The sequence below is a fragment of the Urechidicola vernalis genome, from assembly GCF_031846385.1.
Classification (GTDB): Bacteria; Bacteroidota; Bacteroidia; order Flavobacteriales; family Flavobacteriaceae; genus Urechidicola; species Urechidicola vernalis.
Map to the genome: position 1 here is coordinate 195,959 of NZ_JAVRHV010000003.1, position 24,254 is coordinate 220,212.

18 protein-coding genes are annotated in these 24,254 nt (G+C 32.9%); 12 read left to right on the forward strand and 6 right to left on the reverse strand.

Annotated elements, in window-relative coordinates; all coding sequences use genetic code 11:
- Positions 1 to 9: 9 nt before the first annotated feature.
- Both RM519_RS08065 and nagB read right to left on the reverse strand, forming a co-directional pair.
- Entirely contained in the window at positions 10 to 1,590 is a 1,581-nt protein-coding gene (locus RM519_RS08065; protein WP_311593185.1) for a beta-N-acetylhexosaminidase, read from the reverse strand.
- 15 nt (positions 1,591 to 1,605) lie between these two features.
- On the reverse strand, positions 1,606 to 3,519 hold the full coding sequence (gene nagB / locus RM519_RS08070) for a glucosamine-6-phosphate deaminase (protein WP_311593186.1): 1,914 nt from the start codon (positions 3,517 to 3,519) through the stop codon (positions 1,606 to 1,608).
- Between the two features lie 208 nt (positions 3,520 to 3,727).
- Between nagB and RM519_RS08075 the strand changes: the two genes are divergently transcribed.
- The 7 genes from RM519_RS08075 to RM519_RS08105 all read left to right on the forward strand — a co-directional run bounded on the left by RM519_RS08075 (position 3,728) and on the right by RM519_RS08105 (position 12,422).
- Complete coding sequence (locus RM519_RS08075) at positions 3,728 to 4,774, forward strand: sensor histidine kinase (protein WP_311593187.1); 1,047 nt, start codon at positions 3,728 to 3,730, stop codon at positions 4,772 to 4,774.
- Positions 4,774 to 5,496: a LytR/AlgR family response regulator transcription factor gene (locus tag RM519_RS08080; RefSeq protein ID WP_311593188.1), complete on the forward strand. Its 723-nt coding sequence runs from the start codon at positions 4,774 to 4,776 to the stop codon at positions 5,494 to 5,496. Before RM519_RS08075 ends, RM519_RS08080 begins: the two co-directional genes overlap by 1 nt.
- A 163-nt stretch (positions 5,497 to 5,659) precedes the next feature.
- Entirely contained in the window at positions 5,660 to 6,979 is a 1,320-nt protein-coding gene (locus RM519_RS08085) for a sugar MFS transporter (protein WP_311593189.1), read from the forward strand.
- Positions 6,979 to 8,070: an acyltransferase family protein gene (locus RM519_RS08090; protein WP_311593190.1), complete on the forward strand. Its 1,092-nt coding sequence runs from the start codon at positions 6,979 to 6,981 to the stop codon at positions 8,068 to 8,070. Before RM519_RS08085 ends, RM519_RS08090 begins: the two co-directional genes overlap by 1 nt.
- Before the next feature lie 192 nt (positions 8,071 to 8,262).
- Positions 8,263 to 9,753 (forward strand): ankyrin repeat domain-containing protein, encoded by a 1,491-nt coding sequence (locus RM519_RS08095; protein ID WP_311593191.1) that lies wholly within the window; start codon positions 8,263 to 8,265, stop codon positions 9,751 to 9,753.
- Entirely contained in the window at positions 9,753 to 10,244 is a 492-nt protein-coding gene (locus tag RM519_RS08100) for a DUF2271 domain-containing protein (RefSeq protein WP_311593192.1), read from the forward strand. Before RM519_RS08095 ends, RM519_RS08100 begins: the two co-directional genes overlap by 1 nt.
- A gap of 3 nt (positions 10,245 to 10,247) precedes the next feature.
- A complete protein-coding gene (locus RM519_RS08105) occupies positions 10,248 to 12,422 on the forward strand; it encodes a PepSY domain-containing protein (protein WP_311593193.1) in 2,175 nt (724 codons plus the stop codon).
- A 108-nt stretch (positions 12,423 to 12,530) separates the two neighbouring features.
- On the opposite strand, the gene RM519_RS08110 is transcribed toward RM519_RS08105, so the two are convergent.
- Entirely contained in the window at positions 12,531 to 14,654 is a 2,124-nt protein-coding gene (locus RM519_RS08110; RefSeq protein WP_311593194.1) for a carboxy terminal-processing peptidase, read from the reverse strand.
- 71 nt (positions 14,655 to 14,725) lie between these two features.
- Positions 14,726 to 15,235, reverse strand: a complete 510-nt coding sequence (locus RM519_RS08115) for a hypothetical protein (protein ID WP_311593195.1) — start codon at positions 15,233 to 15,235, stop codon at positions 14,726 to 14,728.
- Between the two features lie 111 nt (positions 15,236 to 15,346).
- Here RM519_RS08115 and surE point away from each other — a divergent pair, with 111 nt between their 5' ends.
- The 4 genes from surE to RM519_RS08135 are packed head-to-tail and all read left to right on the forward strand — an operon-like array spanning position 15,347 to position 19,556.
- Positions 15,347 to 16,114, forward strand: a complete 768-nt coding sequence (surE, locus tag RM519_RS08120) for a 5'/3'-nucleotidase SurE (RefSeq protein ID WP_311593196.1) — start codon at positions 15,347 to 15,349, stop codon at positions 16,112 to 16,114.
- Positions 16,111 to 16,389: a hypothetical protein gene (locus RM519_RS08125; RefSeq protein WP_311593197.1), complete on the forward strand. Its 279-nt coding sequence runs from the start codon at positions 16,111 to 16,113 to the stop codon at positions 16,387 to 16,389. Before surE ends, RM519_RS08125 begins: the two co-directional genes overlap by 4 nt.
- Positions 16,390 to 16,391: 2 nt before the next feature.
- Positions 16,392 to 17,492: a lipid-A-disaccharide synthase gene (gene lpxB / locus RM519_RS08130; RefSeq protein ID WP_311593198.1), complete on the forward strand. Its 1,101-nt coding sequence runs from the start codon at positions 16,392 to 16,394 to the stop codon at positions 17,490 to 17,492.
- 39 nt (positions 17,493 to 17,531) lie between these two features.
- Entirely contained in the window at positions 17,532 to 19,556 is a 2,025-nt protein-coding gene (locus RM519_RS08135; RefSeq protein ID WP_311593199.1) for a ComEC/Rec2 family competence protein, read from the forward strand.
- Between the two features lie 3 nt (positions 19,557 to 19,559).
- Here the strand turns inward: RM519_RS08135 and RM519_RS08140 are convergent, their stop codons facing one another.
- On the reverse strand, positions 19,560 to 21,104 hold the full coding sequence (locus RM519_RS08140) for a peptide MFS transporter (protein ID WP_311593200.1): 1,545 nt from the start codon (positions 21,102 to 21,104) through the stop codon (positions 19,560 to 19,562).
- Between the two features lie 62 nt (positions 21,105 to 21,166).
- The gene (locus RM519_RS08145; protein WP_311593201.1) at positions 21,167 to 22,702 is read right to left on the reverse strand and encodes a peptide MFS transporter; all 1,536 of its coding nucleotides are present in this window, start codon (positions 22,700 to 22,702) and stop codon (positions 21,167 to 21,169) included.
- A 228-nt stretch (positions 22,703 to 22,930) separates the two neighbouring features.
- On the opposite strand from RM519_RS08145, the gene RM519_RS08150 reads away from it, so the two are divergent.
- Positions 22,931 to 24,205, forward strand: coding sequence for a hydroxymethylglutaryl-CoA reductase, degradative (locus RM519_RS08150; protein ID WP_311593202.1), 1,275 nt, complete (start codon positions 22,931 to 22,933; stop codon positions 24,203 to 24,205).
- Positions 24,206 to 24,254: the final 49 nt, after the last annotated feature.

The window sequence follows — 24,254 nt, forward strand, 5'->3', positions numbered from 1 at the left end:
TGAATCAAATTATTCTACCCAATCAACTAATTTTGATGGATAATATTTAATATTCATCTGATTTAAATAAGGTGTTTGATTAGCTAATCGTACACGGTAATTATCCCAATCACGATTTTCTTCTATACTCCACCCAACTTCTGCAATTCCGATAACTCTTGGATAAGCTAAATACTCAAGTTCTTCGGTCTTGCTTATTGTTTCAGACCAAAGAGGTGCTTCTACTCCTAAAATATTCTCTTTTGATATCCCTTCAACATATTTTTCTGGAGTCCATTTATAAGACACATCAACTGGTATATAAGCAGCCCAATGTAAACCGAATTTTGATAAGGTATCGTATTTCATATCTAAGTACGCTTTTTTTGCAGGAGACATGATGATTTTCATCCCCTTATCTTTCGCCATTTTAGCATTGTCTTCTTTATCCCAAAATTGAACAACAGAATTTGGGTCTTTGTCTACTCTTGCAACTTCATCCCAACCAATCATTCTTTTGTCATATTTACGAACTATTTCTCCAACGCGTTCAACAAAATAATCATAGTCTTCATCACTTGTTACATGACTTTCATCTCCACCCATATGGAAATATGGTCCAGGAGTTAACTCAGAAATTTCTCTAACAACATCATCAACAAATTCATATGTCGTTTCTTTTCTTGCATCAAATGTGCTGAATCCAACTTCAATTCCGGTATATAATAGAGTTCTTCTATCCGGTGTTGGATTGTCTAATACTTCGATAGATTTTTTTGCACCATTTAAATGAGGGTATGCAACAGAAGCAGCATAAGTATGACCCGGCATATCGATTTCAGGAATTACAGTAATATGATGTTTTGCGGCATAATTTACTATTTCCGTATAATCCTCTTGTGTATAAAAACCACCAGCTTCTCCACCAACTTGCGTATGCCCACCAACTGCTGTTAAATCAGGCCAAGATTTTATTTCAATTCTCCAACCTTGGTCATCCGATAAATGTAAATGCAATACATTCATTTTATAGTAAGCCATTGCATCGATATATTTGAAAACATCTTCTTTTGGAAAGAAATGCCTTGCAACATCTAACATAGAGCCTCTATAGCCATAATTTGGTTCATCTAAAATTTTTCCCGTGGAAACAATTCTTTCTCCATTTGGGTTTGCTTCTATTGGAATTAATTGTCTTAAAGTCTGAATTGCTCTAAATGCACCTTCATCTGAAGACGCTTTAATTGTAATCGCATTTTCGTCAACAATCAATTCATAACTTTCGTTAGATGTCAATCCGTAATTTTCATCTTTAATAATATTGATTACATTCTTTTTTGCACTTTCCTCAATTTTGATATCGAGTGAGTTATGATGGCTTAGTTTCTCTGATAGAAACTCTCCAACCTTTTTAAAATCAATATCTCCTGATGTTGAAATCACTGTATTTGAATTCAGTTTAAATTCTTTTGCAGTCGCTTCAATTTTTAGAGGTATTGGAATTAAATTTGCAGAACTTAAATCTGTCGATTCCGATTCTTTAGTACAAGAAATTCCAATTGCTACAATTGCAATTAATAAAATGTATTTTTTAATCAATGTATTTTTCATTTTTATATGAGGTGTTTAGAAATGGTAACGTTTAAAGGCTTCAAGTGCAGCATAATCTGCCAGTCCTAAAGATTGATATTTTTTGGCTGTATCGCTATTTCTATCTTCTGCTCTCACCCAGAATTCTCGGGTGTCACTTCCTTGGAACATAACGCCATCTTTTTGAGACTGGTGATAGAAAATAGCTTTTCTTTTCTTTAATACTTGATCAGGACTCATAGGGACAGCCATTTCAATCTGGTGAATGTCCCATTCATGCCAAGCTCCTCTATATAACCAGACCCAACAATCATTCATATAATCATTGTGTTTCAAGTTTTCTAAGGCTGCAAAAATAGCATCTAAACAAACTTTATGTGTTCCATGAGGATCTGCTAAATCACCTGCTGCATAAATTTGATGTGGTTTAATCTCATCAATTTTGTTAGCAACAATTTCGATATCAGCTTCTCCAACTGGGTTTTTCTTTACCGTTCCAGTTTCGTAGAATGGAAGATCTAGAAAATGTATATTTTCATCAGGAACACCAACAAAACGAGTGGCAGCCAAAGATTCTCTTCTTCTAATCAAACCTTTTAAATTACGTACATCAATATGGTCTTCATATTTAGTCGTTTTTCTATTGATACTTTCTATAATTGAATCTGATATTCCATTGTTCGGAGAGATATCCTTCATTACTTCAGCAAATTTCAATGCTTCTTCATCGGATACGGCTATGTTTCCTGAAGTTTGATAAACTACATGAACATCGTGACCTTGCTCAACTAATCTGTCAAAAGTCCCTCCCATTGAGATGACGTCATCATCAGGATGTGGACTGAAAATAATCACTCTTTTCTTTTCTGGTTGTGCTCTTTCTGGTCGCGAAGTGTCATCAGCATTTGGTTTTCCACCTGGCCAACCAGTAATAGTATGCTGTAATTGGTTAAACATTTTTATGTTTAGATCATAAGCAGATCCTCCTTCAGCCAATAAGTTCGACATTCCGTTGTCGTTGTAATCTTTGTCCGTTAGTCTTAAAATTGATTTTCCGGTAACTTCACACAGCCAAACAATCGCTTTCCCAATTATTTCGTCATCCCAAATACAAGGACCAACTAGCCAAGGAGTTTTAAAACGCGTTAACTCTTCAGAGGCTTCTTTGTTAATTACAAAAGTGGTATTATGATGTTCTTGTAAATACGTTGCTGGTACTTCAGATGATATTTCTCCTTCTATGGTTTCCTTTAAAATGGAAGCTTTATTAGCACCCCATCCTAATAACACAATTCTCTTTGCTTTTTTTACCGTACCAATACCCATTGTAATGGCTTTTTTAGGAACATTATCTATTCCTAAAAACGACGGCGCAGCATCTACACGTGTAATATGGTCTAATGTAATGCTTCTTGTACCTGAGTTATAATGTGACCCAGGTTCGTTAAATCCAATATGCCCAGTTCTACCAATTCCTAATAATTGGAAATCTAAGCCACCGTAATCGTTTATTTTTAAATCATAGTCTATACAATATTGATGTAATTCTTCTGTAGAAACTGTACCACTTGGAATATTCACATTTTCAGCAGGAATATCTATATGGTTAAATAAATGCTCGTGCATAAAATAGTGGTAACTATGAATGCTGTTTTTTTCCATTGGATAATATTCATCCAAATTAAAAGAAACTACATTAGAAAAACTCAACCCTTCTTCTTTATGCATTCTAACCAATTCTTCATAAACACGAATTGGAGAAGAACCCGTTGCTAATCCTAGCACGCAAACTTCATTTTTTGCTTGTTTACTTTTTATCAAATCTGCAATTTCATGGGCAACACAAATTGATGCTTCGTCTGAACTAGAGAAAATTACATTGTGAATTTTTTCAAATCGCGTGTCTTCGAATTGACCTGCAGGCTTGTAATTGATATTGTTAGAAACCATAACTATATATATTTTAATTGCAAAAATACTTGTAAGCCAAAGTGAAGAAAAGAAAAATCTATAAACAACATTAATAAAACAATAGAATACAGAAAAGGTCGTATTAATGTTTTTGCTTTGTAATGTATATGAAAATTGAATTTATTAAGAATAAAAGGTCAATTTAAAATTAATTTCATCAAATTTGAAAACTAGAAAAATGTAATTCTTGAAAATTAATTTTACAAATAATTCAAATAGATCCATACCAAGGAGGTATCATATCATGTTTTGGATTTCCTACTTCATTTTTGAAGTAATAAGATGGGGAAGCAGATATGAAGATTATTGGTATTCTTTTCAATCTAACCTAGTTACGGTTTTCTTTACTATGATTTTGGTTTATGTCAATATTTATTATCTCATTCCAGAATTTATTCTAAAGAAAAAATATAAGAGGTATGTTCTATTGTTTTTTCTTTTGTTATGTGTTTGGTATATAGTTAGAACGGCATGTATTTATTTTTGGATAAACCCAGATGTGTGGCCTGAATCTACAGATGAGGAAACGGGGTTTTCTTTTAATCATGTTGTGGAAGTATTTACCATAGGTATTGGTCATACAGCCCTCTTTACTGCTATAAAACTAACTGCAGATTGGATACATGAGCGGAAGCGAGTAGAACGACTTCAGGAAATGCAACTGCGTACTGAATTAGATTTTTTAAAATCTCAAATGCAGCCACATTTTTTCTTTAACACGCTCAATAATTTATATGCTTTAGCATTGGCAAAATCAGATGATACACCGAGTGTTATTTTGAAGTTGTCTGACATTATGGAATACATTTTATATGATGTGCGTGAGTCTCATGTTCGATTATTTGATGCGATTACTTATATTAATAATTATATAGATTTAGAACGATTAAGATTTGGAGAAGATATTGATTCGGAGATTGATATCTCTGGAGGTATTGATAAAATAAATGTACCTCCATTATTATTTCTGCCTTTCATAGAGAATTGTTTTAAGCATGGAATAAAGAAGAATAACAATGTTCAAATAAAAATTGAATTTATTAATAATCATGATGAATTTCTGATTTTTAAGGTAGAAAACACTTTTTCTGAAGGAACAGATGAAAAAATTAAGCATGGAATAGGAAATAAAAACGTTAGAAGAAGGTTAGAATTGTTATATAATTCTAAATTTGAACTCTCAACTAAAATAATTGATAACACCTATAAAGTATTTTTGAAAATACCTATTTAATGAAAGTTAAGTGTATAATAATAGATGACGAACCATTAGCAATTAGTATTGTTAAAAGACACCTAGAAGAATTTAAGAAAATTGAATTGGTGGGTGTTTATAATTCACCTATTGATGCGCTACAAATCATTGAAAACAAAGATGTTGATGTGGTTTTTTTAGATATTAATATGCCTATGATGAATGGCTTAGAATTTATTAGGTCATTAACAAACAAACCACATTTCATTATAACTACGGCATTTAGAGAATATGCAGTAGAAAGTTTTGATTTAAATGTTTTAGACTATTTGGTAAAGCCAATTCCTTTCCCTAGGTTTTTAAAAGCGGTGAATAAACTTACAAACAGGCTAAATTTAGAACGAGATGTTTCTTCGGAAGTTTCTATAAAAGAAGAGCCCTATATCTTTTTAAAAGTTGATAAAAAATTAATGAAAATTAAACTGAATGATATTCTATATATCGAAAGTTTAAAAGATTACATAAAAGTAATTACTACTGTAGGAGATTACTTGGTTCATAAATCTATGACCAGTATTTCTGAAGAATTACCGAGCGAATACTTTATAAGGATTCATAGATCTTTCACTATCGCAATTAATAAAATTACTTTTTTGGAAGGTAATTCTGTAAAAATTGCGAATAGAAGAATCCCGATTGGGAGAAACTACCTTCAGGTTGCAAAGCAAAAAATTCTAAACACAACCGAATTAAAGGGGTAAACACGTGCTTAATTGTGTTTATGTCTAAAATCTGTTATTTCGACCGTTAAAAATGGTCGCTAATAGAATTTATTTTTAACTCATTTAATAATTGGTACTTTAGAGCGGATTTGACTATGTGGTCAAATATTATTAGACAAACTTAATTTAAATAAAAGCACTAATGAGTTCTACATCTAACCAACCAAAAAGCACAATTGTACCAATTTCAATTATAGCGGGATTGTTTTTTATATTCGGATTTGTAACCTGGATTAATGGAGCGTTGATTCCATTTATGAAAACAATAAATGAACTAACGGAGTCTCAATCTTATTTGGTTGCGTCAGCATCTTATATTTCATTCGTATTTATGGCATTACCTGCATCTAAGGTAATTGATAAAATAGGATATCAAAAAAGTATGTCTCTAGGTCTTATTATTATGGCGATCGGAGCTTTGGTATTTATTCCAGCAGCAAATGCACGAACATATTGGGTCTTTTTAACAGGTATATTTATCCAAGGATTAGGAATGACACTTCTTCAAACGGCATCCAATCCATACATCACAATTCTTGGGCCTATAGATAGTGCCGCTAAAAGAATTTCAATAATGGGAATTGCAAATAAAGTAGCCGGAGCTCTAGGGTCATTAATCTTTGGAGCAATTCTATTAAAAGGGATTGATGGTATCCAGGATAAAATGAGCATTGTAAGTGCAGCAGAGAAAGATGCCATGTTAAATGAAATGGCGAGTTCTGTAGTTACTCCTTATATTGTAATGGCAGTTGTACTTGTTATCCTAGGTATTTTAATTCGTAAAGCACCGCTACCACATGTAGAGGCTGAGCCAATTGAAGAAAGCGCAGATGGAGAAACTACAAAAACAAGTATTTTCCAATTTCCACACTTATGGTTAGGTGTAATTACATTATTCTTATATGTTGGTGTTGAAGTGATTGCCGGAGATACAATTATCGCTTACGGTATATCATTAGGTATTCCAACCGCTGATGCAAAATTCTTTACAACATTTACGTTGTTGGCTATGGTCGCCTCGTACGCTATTGGAGTACTTTTAATTCCAAAATATTTAAAACAAGATACTGCTTTAAAATTAAGTGCAGTATTAGGTGTATTATTTTCAATTGCAATTTTATTTACAGAAGGATTCACTTCTGTTATTTTTGTTGCCTTGTTAGGATTTGCTAACGGTTTGGTTTGGCCAGCAGTTTGGCCATTAACCTTAAAAGGATTAGGGAGATTTACAAAAACGGCGTCTGCCTTGTTAATTATGGCAATAGCCGGTGGTGCAATTATCCCTCCACTTTATGGAAATTTAGTAGATGGTAAAAGAGAGGAATTAATTGTTCAAGGGATTTCAGAAGCAGCTGCACAAGCTCAAGCTGCAACATCGGGGTATTGGATTTTGATTCCTTGTTATGCATTTATATTATTCTACGCTACGGTTGGGCATAAAGTAGGAATGAAAAAGAAATAATGGCAACTAAACGACTTTTAGCATTAGATGTTCTAAGAGGGCTTACCATTGCACTAATGATTTTGGTAAATACGCCTGGAAGTTGGTCGCATGTATATGCACCATTATTACATGCTCCATGGAATGGATGCACACCTACTGATTTAGTTTTTCCATTTTTTCTTTTTATTGTGGGTGCTTCTATGTGGTATTCCTTTAAAAAGTATGGCAAAGGGTTAAGTTCAACTGGGCTTAAAAAAGTTTTCAAAAGGTTTGTTTTAATTTATTTAATTGGACTGTTCTTAAACGCTTTTCCAAATTTTGACTTTGAAAATTTAAGAGTTTATGGTGTTTTGGAGAGAATTGCAATCGCGTATGCTTTAGCGGCAATACTATGCATGAAATTTGATTTGAAACAATTAATATATGCTTCAATTATTCTTTTATTGGGTTATTGGGCAATTATTCATTTCGGTGGAACTTATGACCTCGAGGGTAATATTGTACGAAAAGTAGACCTTTGGTTAGTTGGAGAAAATCATATCTATGGAGGATATGGTATACCATTCGACCCGGAAGGGTTGGTTTCTTCTATTCCCGCAGTTGTAACCGTTTTACTTGGATATTTTACTGGAAGCATTGTAGAAAGATCTGGTAGTGTATTAAATGGAATTAAAAAACTAATTTTTATTGGAATTGGATTGGTAATTCTTGGAAAAATTTGGGATCTTGGTTTTCCAATTAACAAACCAATTTGGTCAAGTTCGTATGTAGTTTATACCGGTGGATTGGCAATGCTGTTTTTGGCGTTGTTATTATGGTTGATTGACGTAAAGGAAGTAAAGAAAATCTTTATACCATTTATTCATTTTGGAACAAACCCGTTGTTTATTTATGTATTATCTGGAATGATTGGTGGTATTTTAGGTTTTATGAAAGTTACAAATGAAGCAGGAGATACTGTGCGATTGTTGCGATATTATTACACCGATATTTTAGTGCCCATTTTAGGTGATTTAAATGGTTCTTTAGCCTATGCCATTTCTCATGTTGTGTTTTTATGGCTTGTTGCTTACATACTTTATAAACGAAAAATATTTATCAAAATTTAATTTATTTTCCCAATAAATATATAGAACCCCAATTCAATTTGTTGAATTGGGGTTTTTACTATTTAAGATGTTTAAGTTTTTCCGAAAATTTGGGATAAAAAAAAGTTATTTATTATTTTTATTTAGATTGATTCTATTTTATATTTGCAGCAGATATTTCATGCTTTATGAGCAATTGAGAAAATGTATAAAATGAAAAATAAAATAACTTTAATTATTGTTACATTGTTGCTATCTGTAACCTCATTTGCACAGAATGTATTTATGGAACGAGGGTATTTTAAATCGAACCCAAGTTTAGAACAAGTTAAAAAAGATATAGCGGCAGGAAACGATCCAACAGAAATGAATAGTGGAGCTTTTGACCCTGTTGTTTTTGCGATTCTTGATAAGGTTGACAATGAGATAATTCTACACTTACTTAAGCAAGAAGGTAACGATGTGAATAAGAATACACACGACGGTAGAACCTATGCTTTTTGGGCCGCTCTTAGATCGAATTTTGAAGTGTTGGAATATTTGGTTGCAAATGGAGCAGATATGAATCATATAGATGATAAAGGTTCTCCAGTAATGCATTTTGCAGCTGGTGCTGGCGTTTCTGATACTAGAATTTATGATTTATGTATAGAGAATAATAAAGAAGGCATTCATCAAAAAAATAAATATGGAGCAAATGTATTCTTATACATTGCATCAAATTTAAAAGATGATACCTTAATTAAATATTTTACTTCTAAAGGATTAGATATTCATAGCACAGATGACAATGGCGACGGAATATTTAATTATGCTTCCAAAAAAATAAATCAAGACTTTTTAAATCTGTTAATTGAGAAGGGAGTTGATTATAAATCATTGAACAATATTGGAGGAAATGCTTTTATAAATGCGAGTAACGGAATAAGAATTGGAATAAATGATTTAGAAGATTTTAAATATTTAGAAAGTTTAGGATTAAATCCAAATATTACTACAAAGAATGGTGTTACGCCATTACACTGGGCTGCATTAAGAGATAAAGATGGTGCATTAATCACCTATTTTATAGAAAAAGGTGTTGATGTGAATCAAGCAGATTCCAATGGAAATACAGCATTTATAAATGCTGCAAGTGGGAATACGTTAAAAAATATTGCATTGATCTCAAAACATAATGCTGATGTAAATGCCCAAAACAAGGAAGGTCAAACGGCGATAATGAAAGCAGTACAAAGAAATTCTTTAGAGGTAATTGGATATTTATTATCGAATGGAGCAGATGCTAGTATAAAAGATACGGAAGGAAATTCATTGGCCCATTATTTAATAGCAGGATACCGTAGCAATAATGTTGAGGTGTTTAACCAAAAGTTAGATGTGCTGAAAAAGACAGGATTGGATTTTACAGAACAACAGTCTAAAGGTGATAACCTTTGGCATTTGGCAGTAAAAAGAAATGATATGTATTTATTAGAAACGGTTCAATCTCTTGATGTAGATATTAACATTAAAAATGACGATGGCTTAACACCATTGCATTTAGCAGCAATGAAAGCTATAGATACAAAAGCACTAGAATATCTGATTAAAAACGGGGCCGATAAATCAGTTACTACCGATTTTGAAGAGTCAGTTTATGATTTAGCTCAAGAAAACGAATTACTGCAACAAACTAACACTGATTTAAATTTCCTAAAGTAATGAAGCAAATTTCAAAACTAGCAATCACTGTTTTAATTGGAGTTTTCACTTTGATGTCATTTTCAAAAATGAATGACAAAACAAGTGTTAAATGCATGGTTCAAATGATTAATTATGAAGGTGAAGGCGCCTATATAATTATTTCTTTATTAGATCCAGATGGTAACTATAAAGAAACATTGTATGTGCAAGGAGATGATAAAGAGTGGTATAACGACATTACAGAATGGTGGGCATTTCATGGAAAGCAACGCCCAAATATTGATGCCATTACTGGTGAAACCATTGCTGGTGGTGAACGCAGTATGAATGTAATTAACATTCCAACGGACGCAATTGATAATGGTCATAAATTACGATTTGAAACTTCTGTAGAAGAGCAAGAATATCATGTAGCAGATTTGGAGTTTGAATTGACTACCGAAAATTTGAGTTCGAAAAAAGAAGGAACTGGTTTTATTCGCTATGTGCGTTTAATGCCTCAAAAATAATGAATGGTTGGTTCAATTTGGCGATATAGTCATTTCTTAGTTGCTGCCATATCAGCAATATTCTTATTGATTGCCTCTGTATCAGGGGCAATCTTAGCATTTGAGCCTATTTCTCAAAGTATACAAGACTATAAAATTTCTGACTTTAATCAGGTAACCCTAAGTGAAACAATCGTTGTTCTAAAAGAGAATTACGAAGAAGTCCTAGATATAGAAGTCTCTTCTGATGATTTTGTGAAAGCCTCGGTTTTTACTTTCGATGGTAGTAGTGAAACTATTTATATCGACCCAATAACGGGTGAAAAACTAGGTGATGTTAAACCACAATCATCATTTTTTAGTTTTGTAACCAATTTCCACCGCTCTTTATTTTTAAAATCTATTGGACGTGGATTTGTCGGTATTATTTCATTTCTATTATGCATCATTACCATAACTGGATTGTTTTTGTTGGCAGAACGACAAGGAGGTTTAAAAAAATGGTTTACGAAAGTCCAAGAAAAAGATTGGGGACAGCGCTACCATGTTATTTTAGGACGCTGGTTTTTAATTCCCATTTTTATATTAGCCTTAACCGGAGTATATCTTTCCGCAGAAAAGTTTTCATTACTACCTAATAATGATTTAAAACATACTACAGTTAAATATGAAACTGGAGAAATAATTCAGGACTTTACCAAATTAAAACTTTCTGAAATAAGAAAATTGGTCTTTCCTTTTTCTCCAGATGAGGAAGATTATTTTGAATTAACGCTACAAGATAAGGAGCAGTTTGTACATCAATATAATGGAAAAGTATTGAGTGAAGCCTCTTTTCCTTTTGTGACTTTAGCCTCAAGATTAAGTATGACGCTACATACAGGTCAAGGGAGTATTCTGTGGTCATTGATTCTATTGGTATCTAGTTTAAGCATGTTGTTTTTTATGTATTCTGGACTAAAAATGAGTATAAAAAGGATACGTAAAAAGAAGGTGGTTTTAAAAGTAGATGATAAGGATTCGTGTGACTTCGTGTTGCTTATCGGTTCTGAAACCGGAAGTACTAATGTATTTGCTAGTATTTTTCAAAGAGCTTTAAAATCTGTAGGTAAGAAAGTTTTTGTAGCCTCTTTAAATGATTATTCAACCTATGTCAATGCGAAACAAATAATTGTTTTTACTGCCACTTATGGAAATGGAGATGCACCGAGTAATGCAAGAAAGTTTCAAAAGATATTTAGTGAAGTTTCGCCTTTAAATCAAATGAAATATTCCATTGTTGGATTTGGCTCAAAATCTTACCCTAATTATTGTCAATTTGCAGATGAGGTTCAAAATTTATTTAAACAGCATCCTAATTTTGTGGAAGCAACGCGACTGGTTAAAATCAATGATCAATCTCAACAAGATTTTAAATCGTGGGAGAAATTATGGAATGCTTCATCTGAAATAAAGTTACAGATGGATCTAAGTGTATTACAACAAAAACCAAAGCGGCAAAAGACATTTGAGGTTGTAGAACGTACATTATTAAATTCCGATAATACCTTTCTAATTACTTTAAGACCTAAAAAAAGAACACGGTTTCAATCGGGAGATTTGTTAAATATACTTCCACCTGAAAGCAGTACCATTCGTCAATATTCGATTTCAAAATGTGAAAATGATATTTTATTGAGTATTAAGAAACATGATAAAGGAGTTTGTTCTACGTTTTTAAGTGAGATGAAAGTGGGAGCTACCTTTAAAGGGGCTGTAGAAAAAAATGAGGAATTTCATTTGCCAAAAAAGGCGAAAGAGATTTGGATGATTTCTAATGGTACTGGAATTACACCATTTTTGGGGATGTTAGAGGAAGCGAAATCTAATGTAAAGGTTTATTTTATTTGGGGAGGAAGAACTTTTGAATCCTATAAGATTTATAAGAACAAGTTAGAAGAAATACGTAATAATAGTAACGTTAAATTATCCATTGCTTATTCAAAAGAGCAGGATAGAAATTATGTTCAAGATATTATTGAAAGCGAAGAGCGTGAAGTGATAACTGCTTTAGAAAATGGAGCTGTGTTTATGCTGTGCGGTTCAGTTGCCATGCAAAAGGGAGTGACGGAGGTTTTAGAAAAGATAATGCAAAACAGCGCAACATTAACATTGGACAAAATAGAATCCAATGCTCAGATGTTAACAGATTGCTATTAGACTAAGAACTAAAATTCAGATAATTGTCGTTTAAATTTTGAATAAGATTTACATTTATAAAATAAAAAAGCCACCATTTAGGCGGCTTTTTAAATATTTTTAGAAGAATTAGTTCTTAACCAATTCCACTTCTTTTTTTATCTTTAATTCATCAAGTACATTTAATCCTTCTTCAATGTAAATGTCTTTTGATAAGTTTTTATGCCACGCTACACGCTTTTGACCTAATACAGAATCATTAGCAATTAAGGTTGTCTCATATTGCGGAGATTTAAATGTAAGATCAGTAGTGTACTCAGTTAACTTTTTAAAGCGCTTTCCTTCTTCAGACCTACTATCTAAATCATATTTATATTTATCATAGTTCAAATAAATAGTATTATCATCTTGCCCTTCTTTAAGCCATTTCGCATTTTCATCAATTAATAAGAATTGAGAATTATCATTTATTCTACTGATACTGTTACCTACAACCTCATCAAAGTTTGAATAATACCCCCACTTATCATAGGTGGCTTTTTTAATTTGATCCCATGGTAATGCATTGTCATAATCCTTTTCTCCAATATCCATATAAGTATATCTAGATGGTAAAATAACATCAGGCTTAACACCTTCTAACTGCACCGAACCTCCATTTATTCTATAGTATTTTTGAATGGTCATTTTTAAACCACCCAAATCTTCAGGATATTTATATCTGTTAAGATCTACAATACTTTGCACAGTTCCTTTTCCAAATGTTTGTTTGCTGCCTAGAATAACTGCTCTGTTATAATCTTGCATTGCCGCAGCAAAAATTTCTGATGCAGATGCCGAGAACTCATTTGTAAGAACCACCATTGGTCCATCCCATAAAATAGATTGACTTCTGTCTTTATGCACTATTGGTTCGTCATTTTTATACTTAACTTGTACAATTGGACCATCTTCTATAAATAGCCCGGCCATTTCTATAACAGCAGGTAAAGAACCACCTCCGTTATTTCTTAAGTCAATTAAAATACCATCTATGTTTTCTGATTTTAATTTCTCAATTTCTTGGGCCATGTCTTCGGCACAATTTCTTCCGTTTCTATCGTTGTAATCAATATAAAAGGCGGGTAGGTTAATTACGCCATACTTTTTATTGTCTTTTTCAATAATACTTGATTTTACAAAAGTTTCGGCCAGTTCAATGACATCCCGTACAATCGAAATCGTCTCAATAGAACCATCTATTTTCTTCAAAGTTAATCTTACTTCAGTTCCCTTTTTTCCCTTTATAAATTCGATGGCTTTGTCTAAACGCATTCCAACAACATCCAAAGGTTCTTCTTTACCTTGTGCTACTTTAAGAATAACATCTTCAGCCTCTAATTCTCCTGCTCTCCACGCCGGACCACCAGGAACTAATTCAGAAACATAGATGTAATCATTTTTTTGATATAGTCGTGCACCAATACCTTCTATTCTACCAGATAATTGCTCTTCAAATTGTTTTTTATTTCTAGGAGGGAAATAAGTAGTATGTGGGTCAAATGCACCTGTAATACTATTTAGATACGAAGCAAACCAATCTGTATGATCAAAATCACTCATTCTATCATAAAACTCGTCATAATATTCCTTAGTTTTCTCCCTTGCATTTTTTTCTATAGCCTCAAAATTAGCATCATTAAGTTGAACAGAAGTTAACATAGTTCCATCTTCCGTCTCACCTTCTTTATCAGATAATTTATCATGAATTCTAGATAACGTACTAAACTTTAATTGCTTTCTCCAATTGTCATATAATTGATTTTTATCAATTGCAAAACTGTTAGATTCATAATCAACACTTAGCGTTTCGTTTTTGGTAAAGTCATAAGGCTGATTTAAAATTTCAGGATAAAAAGATTTTGCTTCTTCAACTCTTAGCATAAATCGGTTGTAAACCAAATTAAAAAACGTCATATCTTCTGTTAAAATTTGATCGTCGATCAATGTTTTGTAAGCAGAGAACTCGTTTAAATCATCTTGAATAAAGTACCGTTTTCCAGAATCTAAACTTTCTATAAAACTTGAATACACGACTTCTGAAAATGCATCGTTTATATCCTGCTCTACATAATGTCCAGAAGACAAAATATGTCTTAGAAGATTGATTAAAACTTTATCTTTCTCATCTGATGTTACACTGTTATGGTTAAAACTAACTAAAGTTAAAGCCGCTAAAATAATTGGTAATAAAAATTTCAAATTTCGTCTCATAAATCTTCCTGTTTTCTAATGAAATGTTTTGTAACGCACTAAAATACTACGATTTTAGTGAATTCCTAATGTTATTTTTCTTTTTTATAAATTCCTCTAAATGATTCCTGAATCAAAGTTCCATCTTTTTTAAAAAGTTCCCATAATTGGGTAACTGAACCATCTTTATTTGGAGTCCAACTAATCTGATTATAATACCAGCCTTTTTGTCCTTCAATTAATTCACTCTTAAGAATCATTTTATTCTCTATCAATTTTCCTTTTAATTCTAAAGAATAGCCAGAATTATCAACCCACAATTGATTCCACGTTTTATCACTTTTATTGTAATAATTGGTGCTTGTCCCTTTGCTAGTTCCTGTTGAAATCCATTCCTCTTTCAAAACACATTTGTCGTACAATTTCGTAATAGTATTGGCTCCAACAATTTTTCCGTCTGTATTATAAACTGTCCAATTACCGAGCCAAAAATCGAATTGAGCATGTTTGTCAGTACAGCATGGACAAGTATCTTCGCCTTTTGTTTGTGCGTTTATTTGAATAAAACTTACAAACAACGCAATCATTATTAGTTTTTTCATGAGATCAGCGGATTTAAAAACAATGATACAGAATTCCGTTTTTTTCTACTCCTTATAAAATGTTAAAATTGGATGTCGGCTACTATTTTAAAATAACGTAGATTTGTTATTATGAGTAAAAGACCTTTGATTTTAGTAACCAATGATGATGGTATTACAGCGCCAGGAATTAGAAAATTAATTCAATTAATGAATTCGATTGGTGATGTTGTCGTGGCTGCGCCTGATAGTCCACAAAGTGGTATGGGACATGCTATTACAGTTGATGCGACCTTAACATTTAACAAGGTGAAAATTGATGATGGCCCACAGACGGAATATCAATGTTCTGGTACTCCAGCAGATTGTGTTAAGATGGCCGTAAGATTGGCATTAGATAGAAAACCTGATTTATGTGTTTCTGGCATTAATCATGGTTCAAATTCTTCAGTAAATGTAATTTATTCAGGTACTATGAGTGCGGCGGTAGAAGCAGGGGTTGAAGGAATTCCAGCTATCGGATTTTCATTATGTGATTATTCTTTAGATGCTAATTTTGAACACTTAGATGAAGAGATATTATCTATAACAAAGAATGTTTTAGAAAACGGTATTCCGGAAGGAGTAGTTTTAAATGTCAATTTTCCGAAAACAGAAAATAAATTCAAAGGCATTAAAATTTGTAGACAAGCCAAGGGTAATTGGGAAGAGACTTTTGATAAAAGAGAAAGTCCTACTGGAAAGGAATATTATTGGCTCTCTGGTAAATTTGTGAATCATGATAAAGGAGAAGATACAGACGAATGGGCATTAGAAAATGATTATGTATCAATAGTACCAGTTCAATATGACCTTACCGCGTATCATGCAATTCAAAATTTAAATAGTTGGGATTTATGAATAAAGAAATTGCCATTGGTTTTGTAGTTGCTATTATTGCAACCGTTACCGGATTTTTTGGATATGCCGAGTTCGTTTCGGATTTAGGTTTTGACGAAACGATCGATTTTATAATTAAGGGAAAGTTATATGGTAAAGTACTAACCTTAGCAGCCATTCCTAATTTGTTTGTGTTTTTTGTATTCATAAAAAAGAAACAAGATTATAGAGCAAGGGGTGTGTTGATATTTACAATTCTTCTTGCAGTGACAGTCTCAGTTTTAAAGTTTATTTGATCATGAAGTACTATTTAATTGCCGGTGAAGCCTCAGGAGATTTGCACGCGTCTAACTTAATGAAGGCTATTAAAAAGGAAGACCCAAAAGCAGAATTTAGATTTTGGGGAGGTGATTTAATGCAGGCAGTTGGGGGTACCTTGGTATTGCATTATAAAAAAAGAGCTTTTATGGGCTTTGCAGAAATTATAATGAACCTAAAAACGATTCTTGGTTTCATAAGTTTTTGTAAAAAGGATATTTCTGAATATGAACCAGACAAAATAATTTTTATAGATAATTCTGGGTTTAATCTTAGAATTGCTAAATGGGCAAAGCAGCAAGGTTTTAGTACGAACTATTATATTTCTCCTCAAGTATGGGCAAGTAGAGCAGGCAGGGTAGAAGATATTAAGAGAGATATCGATGCCATGTATGTTATTTTACCTTTTGAAAAGGCCTTTTACAAAAAGTATAATTACAATGTCAATTTTGTTGGCCACCCACTTTTAGACGCTATTTCAGACCGAACTCAGGTTGATGAGGTTGCTTTTAGAAGGGAACATAATTTATCAGAGAAGCCAGTTATTGCATTATTACCAGGGAGTAGAAAACAAGAAATTACCAAAATGCTTTCGGTAATGTTAAGAATGGTTGCAAAGTTTAAGGAGTATCAGTTTGTAATTGCAGGGGCGCCAAGTCAAGACTTTGAATTTTATCAAGGTTTTATAAAAGATACCGATGTAAAGTTTATTGATAATAAAACCTACGATTTGCTTTCGGTCTCATATGCAGCGTTGGTAACTTCGGGTACTGCAACCTTAGAAACAGCCTTGTTTAAAGTGCCGGAGGTTGTTTGTTATAAGGGAAGTTGGTTATCATATCAAATTGCGAAAAGAATTATTACACTCAAATTTATTTCGTTGGTAAATCTAATTATGGATCGTGAAGTAGTTACCGAATTGATTCAAAATGACTTTAATGAAAAAAGATTAGAGGGTGAGTTGCAAAAATTATTAGACGAAAAACAGCGAGAAAAACTATTTGAAGATTATTTTGATCTCGAGCAAAGGTTAGGTGGCAAAGGAGCAAGTGAGAATGCTGCAAAATTGATTGTAGGTTAAATCGCTGAAAATAAGTATCTTTAACCTGCTATGTTAAAGATGTTTCGGTTTGTTCCCGGGCAATTTTGTTTTTTCTTAATTGCTGGTATTTTGGTTGGCTCTAATTTTAAAGTTGAACCGAAATATTTATTTCCCATTCTTCTGATTTTACTGAGTTGTTTACTAGTGTCATATTATTTTTCAAATAAAACATTTCAGCGTAAACACCATTTTAATTTCATTGCATATGCGCTCGTTTTAGTAATTGGAATAACTTCAACTTCAATTCATAAAGATAAATTCTATAAAAATCATTATTCATATAAACTTGACCAAAGTAATCTTGCAGAGGCTCGCATAATTGAAGTTTTGGCACCTTCAAATTATCACAACAAATATGTTGTTGAAATAGAAAGTATAAATGGTGAGAGCTTATTTGGTAAGGTTTTGTTGAATCTAGAAAAAGATAGTTTCCCCAATTATAATGTTGATAATAGGTTGTTTTTGAACCCAGAATTTCGAGAGGTTAACAAACCCTTAAATCCATATTATTTTAATTACAGGAAGTATTTAGAAAGAAAAGAAATTTATCATCAAGTTACTTCCAACAGAAGTGAAGTGTTAATGTTGACTAGTGATAAAGCGACATTTCTTGGGCTAGCTGAAGATGTTAGGAAAAGCATAAACACCGCACTTGAAAAACAAGGGTTTAAAGAAAACGAATTAGCAGTTATGAATGCGTTGCTTCTTGGGCAACGAAGTGAAGTTTCTAAAGAGTTACTCCAAAGTTACGCCAATGCTGGAGCCATCCATATTTTAGCATTGTCCGGATTGCATGTTGGAATTATTCTATTGTTGCTGAATTTTATTTTAAAGCCAATAGAAAGGCTGCGTTTTGGTAAATCATTAAAGTTGATTTTGATTATAGTGTTTCTATGGTCCTTTGCATTTGTGGCGGGTATGTCGCCTTCAATTATAAGAGCAGTCACCATGTTTACAGCAGTTGCCATTGGGTGGCAATCGAAACGACCTACAAATGTGTTCCACACTTTGGTAATGTCTATGTTTGTATTATTGCTATTTAGACCAAGTTTTTTATTCGAAGTCGGGTTTCAATTAAGTTATCTAGCCGTTTATGCAATTGTTTTAATTCAACCTTTAATTTATAATATTTGGAAACCAAAATTCAAGACCTCGGATTACTTATGGCAGTTATTAACGGTTTCTATAGCAGCGCAATTAGGAGTTCTCCCTTTAAGTTTGTTCTATTTTCATCAGTTTCCAGGATTGTTCTTTTTATCTAATTTAATAATCATTCCGTTTCTAGGTTTTATTTTAGGATGTGGTTTTTTGGTAATTATTCTTTCTTTATTAAACCTGTTACCCAAACAATTATTTGAATTGTATAATGAAGTTATTAGTTACATGAATTCAGCAGTTGATTGGATTGGTAGACAGGAGTCCTTTTTATTTCAAGAAATTCCGATGACTTTACTAAAAATGCTAGCCTGTTATCTTTTTTTGGTGGCATTGATTTCAATTTTTAAAAGATGGACTTTTTCAAGAATGATGTTTTTACTGAGTTCTATTTTGATGTTACAAGGTGTTGTTATATATGAAGAATACAATGTCAAATCAAAAAATGAATGGATTGTTTTTTACAAATCTAGACAGTCAATTTTTGGGAAAAGAATAGGGGGGAATGTAAAAATAAATCATTCCTTAGATTCGACTCAAGTTTTGGAGGAGAACATATTAAAACAATATAACTTAGGAGTTGGAAATATTGATTTGATTGCTAAAAATGAAATGATTAAAGTTGATATGTTTAGAGATCAAACCATTTTGATTATTGACAGTCTGGGGCTGTATAAAGTTCCTGAAATGAACCCTTTAATAGTAGTGTTAATAGAATCTCCCAAAGTAAATTTAGAAAGAGTATTAGAAAGTTTGCAACCAAAAATTATTGTTGCCGATGGTTCAAATTACAAGTCTTATGTTCAGAGATGGGAAGAAACTTGTATTCAACAAAAAACTCCTTTTCACTATACAGGGAAAAAAGGAGCTTTCGTATTAAAAAATTGAATTCTATCTAATACCGTGCATTAATTTTTTCATTAATGGATTTAACAAGATTAAAATCAATCCTGCCGTAATTGGAACAATAGTGAAAATTAAAAAGAAATAAGACATTGAATACTGTTCTACAATTGCATCAATAGATCCGCCAACCCAATGTGCAATTTTATTACCCGCAGCAATTGCTAAATACCATACGCCAAACATAACTCCAATCTTTTTTGGAGGAACTAATTTTGATACATATGAAAGCCCTACAGGTGACAAACATAGTTCACCCATTGTATGTAACAGATAAGCCAAAACGAGCCATATTAAACTAACAGATGCTGTTTTAGCACCTTGAGGAATAGTACTAGACCCATAGGCCAATGCCCCAAATCCTATACCAAGTAATAGCATTCCGATTCCAAATTTCATGGCGGCAGATGGGTTGTATTTACTTTCCCACCATTTAGAGAACAATGGTGCAAGACCAATAATAAACAAGGAGTTTAAAATTAAAAACCATGACGCTTCAATTTCTGCTTTGTCGCCCGGTAGAATGACGGTTAATTTCCAAATCGCAATCCCCCAAATACTTAAAAAACTAATTCCTAACGTAATATTGGACAAGGATATAGACTTAAAGGTTTGAGCAAATAATTTTAGTAAAACCCAGGATATTATACCTAATGGAACTACGGTTATTAGTGTGTCAATTATTTTAAAGGTTAAAGCCGAATTGCCGGTTAAAGCACGTTGTGTATAATCACGGGCAAAGATATTCATAGATCCACTGGCTTGCTCAAATGCCGCCCAAAAGAACACTACAAAAAAGGCTAAAATCCCTACAACTATATATCTATCTCTCTGAACATTTGCTGGTACAGTCTCTATTTTAGGATCTAATTCTGTTTCCTTTTCTTCAGTATTGTTTTTGGTCGGCTCAACACCAACTTTTTCAAAAATACTACGACCAAACCAAAATTGAAGCGTCCCTAAGAACATAAATATTCCTGCTAATCCAAAACCCCAAGAATAACTTAGGTTAGTCGCTAAAAAACCACATAAAAGAACTCCTAAGAATCCGCCTGAATTTACACCCATGTAAAAAATAGTAAAAGCGCCATCTTTTCTTTCCGGATATTTATCATACAATCCGCTTACTACAGAAGTTACATTTGGTTTAAATAATCCGTTACCAGCAATTAGTAAACCTACACCAACGTAGAACATAATTTCAGTTTCAAATGCTAACGAAGCATGGCCTAGTGTCATTAAGAAAGCACCTAATGCTACAGCTTTTTGATAACCTGTAAATTTATCCGCTATCCAGCCTCCAATAATTGGTGTTAGGTATACCGAACTTGTATAAATTCCTAATAGACCTAAGGCTCTTTCACGGGTCCATTCCCAACCGCCATCAGTAAATGATGCTGTAAGAAATAATACGAATATGGCACGCATACCATAATATGAAAAGCGTTCCCACATTTCTGTGAAAAATAAAACGAACAGGGCGGGTTTATGGCCTAGGAGGCTGAACTCATTTTTTTCTAAGGTTGCGCTCATGTTTTAAAATTTAAGAGTAAAGAAAAAGCCTTCTGAAGAATTCAGAAGGCTTAAATATTTTTTTAGTGGACGTTGCCCATTAGTTTTTTCATTAACGGAGAGAAAATAACAACAATAATTCCAGCGCCTAATGCGTATTGGGCAATTAAGCCAAATCCATCTGTGTAAATACCTAAAGTATCTAACCCGCCAACGTTAGCATCTGTACTTTCAATTGCCAATTGTTTTGAAATGAATCCAACAATTTGGAATGCATATGCAGATGATAAGAACCAAATTCCCATCATAAAAGCGACAATCCTCTTTGGTGATAAATCAGTTATTTTAGACAGACCAACTGGAGACATAAATAATTCACCTATTGATAATATAAAGTACATTATCAATAAGTATGCAAATGGAACCATACCGTTTTCATCAGCACTTCCTTTACTTATAGATAAAATATAAAAACATACCCCAGCCATAATCAACCCAAAACCAAATTTATAAGGTGTTCTAGGATTTAATCCTTTTTTAGATAAATAGCCCCATAATAAGGAGATCGGAATTGCCAAAATTATGATAAACATTGAGTTTAACGAATTGGTTTGTGCTGCAGTCATGATTCCGTCTAAAGCAACATTTCTGGCTGCAAATAAGGTAATAACGCTTCCTGATAATTCATGGAACCCCCAGAACATGGTCATGAAGAATGTAATAAGAACGGCCATGAATAATTTTTTACGTTCTTCTAAAGTAGCATTGAACATAATTTTTCCTAGATATACCAGAATTGAAATTCCGATAATTTTAAATAGAAGACCTACAATCGTTTCATCTCCTAAAAATGTCTCGCCGCCAGCAATTGCTTCATATGCAGAAAGGATATATGCAATTAAAGGGACAGCTAATACTGAAATTACAGGAATCAAAGTTTTTTGAGGAATTCCAAATACTTTTTTCTCAAATACTTCCTGGTTTGGAGGTAATCCTTTATTTCCAAAAATATTCTTTTTTATTCCGCTCCAAAAGAAAATTAGTCCGGTTAACATTCCTATTCCTGCCAAACCAAATCCATAATGGTATCCGTATTCCATTGCAAGCCAACCACAAAGTAGAGGTGCAATCCATCCACCAATATTTATTCCCATGTAGAAAATAGTAAAACCAGAATCTTTACGAACATCTCCATCTTTATAAAGGGCCCCAACAAAAGTTGAAATATTAGGTTTAAAGAACCCATTCCCAACAATAATAAATGCAAGTGCTAAAAAAAATGCCAGATCGTTTTCTATAGCTAAAACAAAATGACCAACAGCCATTAAAATTCCACCTAAAAATATCGAACTACGCATTCCTAAAATTTTATCAGAAATTTGCCCTCCAATTACGGTCGATGCATATACCATTGATCCGTATGAAGCGTAGACTACAGCGGTTGCATAATCTCTATTTGAAAGTGATTGAAAAATTTCATCAACCATATAAAGCGTTAATAACGCTCTCATCCCATAGAAACTAAAACGTTCCCAGAGTTCAGCAAAAAATAAGTAAAAAAGTCCTTTTGGGTGTCCGAACATCTGAGGTTCTTGTGTGTTTACGGCAGTATCTGACATAGTGTGTTGTTGAAGTTTAAAATAATAAAATTGTAATATTCTTTATTTAGAGCAGTTTTTTTTGATTTAATGCCCCTAAAAGTAATTAAATTTTATGGAACGTAGTAAATCGACCCAATGTTACAAATTTTCCTTTGATTTTATGCGCGTTCTTTTTTTTAGTTTTTCACAAAAGTAAATTCATTAATTTTTGAGTTACCTTTGAAGCTTCAATTTTAGATTAGTGACATGACTAAAACCGTAAGTGGATTTTCAAAATTTACGAAAGAAGAAAAATTAAATTGGGTGGTTAAAACCTTTTTTAACAATGAAAAGAATACAAAGGAAATATTGCATCAATACTGGAATTCTAATAAGGTATTACAGGATTTACACGATGACTTTATAGAGAATACAATTTCAAATTTCTATTTACCATTGGGTGTTGCTCCTAATTTTGTTATTAATGGTAAGGAGTTTGCTATTCCCATGGTTATTGAAGAAAGTTCTGTTGTTGCAGCGGCCTCTTTGGTAGCCAAGTTTTGGAGTACAAGAGGAGGTTTTAAAGCAGAGGTGCTTTCAACTACTAAAATTGGACAGGTTCATTTTATGCATAATGGCGCTTTTAATGATTTAGAAGCATATTTTGTATCTAAAAAAGAAGACCTGTTGTCCGCGACTGAATCCATAACTAAAAACATGCGTAAGCGTGGAGGTGGAATTTTGGATATTGAGTTGCGCGATAGAACTTCGGAACTAGAAAATTATTATCAATTGCATGTTACTTTTGAAACGGTTGATTCAATGGGAGCGAACTTTATCAATTCGTGTTTAGAAGCTATTGCTGAAGAATTTGAGAAAGATGATATTCAAATAGTAATGTCCATTCTTTCAAATTATGTTCCAGAATGTTTGGTGCGCGCAGAGGTAAGTTGTCCTGTGGATAGATTGTATGGTGAAAACGCTGAATTTTTGGCGCAAAAGTTTAAACAAGCGGTGGATATCGCTAATGCTGAGCCTCATCGGGCAGTGACTCATAATAAAGGAATTATGAACGGAATTGACGCCGTAGTCATCGCAACAGGTAATGATTTCAGAGCAATAGAATCCGGTGCGCATGCGTATGCTGCCAGAAGTGGACGATATAAGAGTTTATCTAATTGTGAAATAAAGAATGGTGTTTTTAAATTTTGGATTGAAATTCCATTGGCGTTGGGAACCGTTGGAGGTCTTACGAGTATACATCCATTGTCTAAGTTTTCTTTAGACTTATTGCAAAATCCGTCTGCAAAAGAATTAATGGAAATTATTGCAGTTGCAGGTTTGGCACAGAATTTTGCTGCTTTAAGAGCACTAACTACTACTGGTATTCAGCACGGACATATGAAAATGCATTTATCTAATATAATAAAGCAATTAGATGCAACGGAAGAAGAAAAAACGTATTTGCTGAATTACTTTGCAAATAAGCAAGTGTCTCATAGTGCAGTTGTGGAGGCCTATAATAATTTGAAGAATAAGTAATATTGTCATATTGAGCGAAGCGAGATATCTTTTACAAGATTCTTCACGA

Bases quoted from the DNA above. Each gene is read 5' to 3' on its own strand.
- RM519_RS08065 (WP_311593185.1), bottom strand. From the start codon at position 1,590: ATGAAAAATACATTGATTAAAAAATACATTTTATTAATTGCAATTGTA.
- nagB (WP_311593186.1), bottom strand. From the start codon at position 3,519: ATGGTTTCTAACAATATCAATTACAAGCCTGCAGGTCAATTCGAAGAC.
- RM519_RS08080 (WP_311593188.1), top strand. From the start codon at position 4,774: ATGAAAGTTAAGTGTATAATAATAGATGACGAACCATTAGCAATTAGT.
- RM519_RS08085 (WP_311593189.1), top strand. From the start codon at position 5,660: ATGAGTTCTACATCTAACCAACCAAAAAGCACAATTGTACCAATTTCA.
- RM519_RS08090 (WP_311593190.1), top strand. From the start codon at position 6,979: ATGGCAACTAAACGACTTTTAGCATTAGATGTTCTAAGAGGGCTTACC.
- RM519_RS08095 (WP_311593191.1), top strand. From the start codon at position 8,263: ATGAAAAATAAAATAACTTTAATTATTGTTACATTGTTGCTATCTGTA.
- RM519_RS08100 (WP_311593192.1), top strand. From the start codon at position 9,753: ATGAAGCAAATTTCAAAACTAGCAATCACTGTTTTAATTGGAGTTTTC.
- RM519_RS08105 (WP_311593193.1), top strand. From the start codon at position 10,248: ATGGTTGGTTCAATTTGGCGATATAGTCATTTCTTAGTTGCTGCCATA.
- RM519_RS08110 (WP_311593194.1), bottom strand. From the start codon at position 14,654: ATGAGACGAAATTTGAAATTTTTATTACCAATTATTTTAGCGGCTTTA.
- RM519_RS08115 (WP_311593195.1), bottom strand. From the start codon at position 15,235: ATGAAAAAACTAATAATGATTGCGTTGTTTGTAAGTTTTATTCAAATA.
- surE (WP_311593196.1), top strand. From the start codon at position 15,347: ATGAGTAAAAGACCTTTGATTTTAGTAACCAATGATGATGGTATTACA.
- RM519_RS08125 (WP_311593197.1), top strand. From the start codon at position 16,111: ATGAATAAAGAAATTGCCATTGGTTTTGTAGTTGCTATTATTGCAACC.
- lpxB (WP_311593198.1), top strand. From the start codon at position 16,392: ATGAAGTACTATTTAATTGCCGGTGAAGCCTCAGGAGATTTGCACGCG.
- RM519_RS08135 (WP_311593199.1), top strand. From the start codon at position 17,532: ATGTTTCGGTTTGTTCCCGGGCAATTTTGTTTTTTCTTAATTGCTGGT.
- RM519_RS08140 (WP_311593200.1), bottom strand. From the start codon at position 21,104: ATGAGCGCAACCTTAGAAAAAAATGAGTTCAGCCTCCTAGGCCATAAA.
- RM519_RS08145 (WP_311593201.1), bottom strand. From the start codon at position 22,702: ATGTCAGATACTGCCGTAAACACACAAGAACCTCAGATGTTCGGACAC.
- RM519_RS08150 (WP_311593202.1), top strand. From the start codon at position 22,931: ATGACTAAAACCGTAAGTGGATTTTCAAAATTTACGAAAGAAGAAAAA.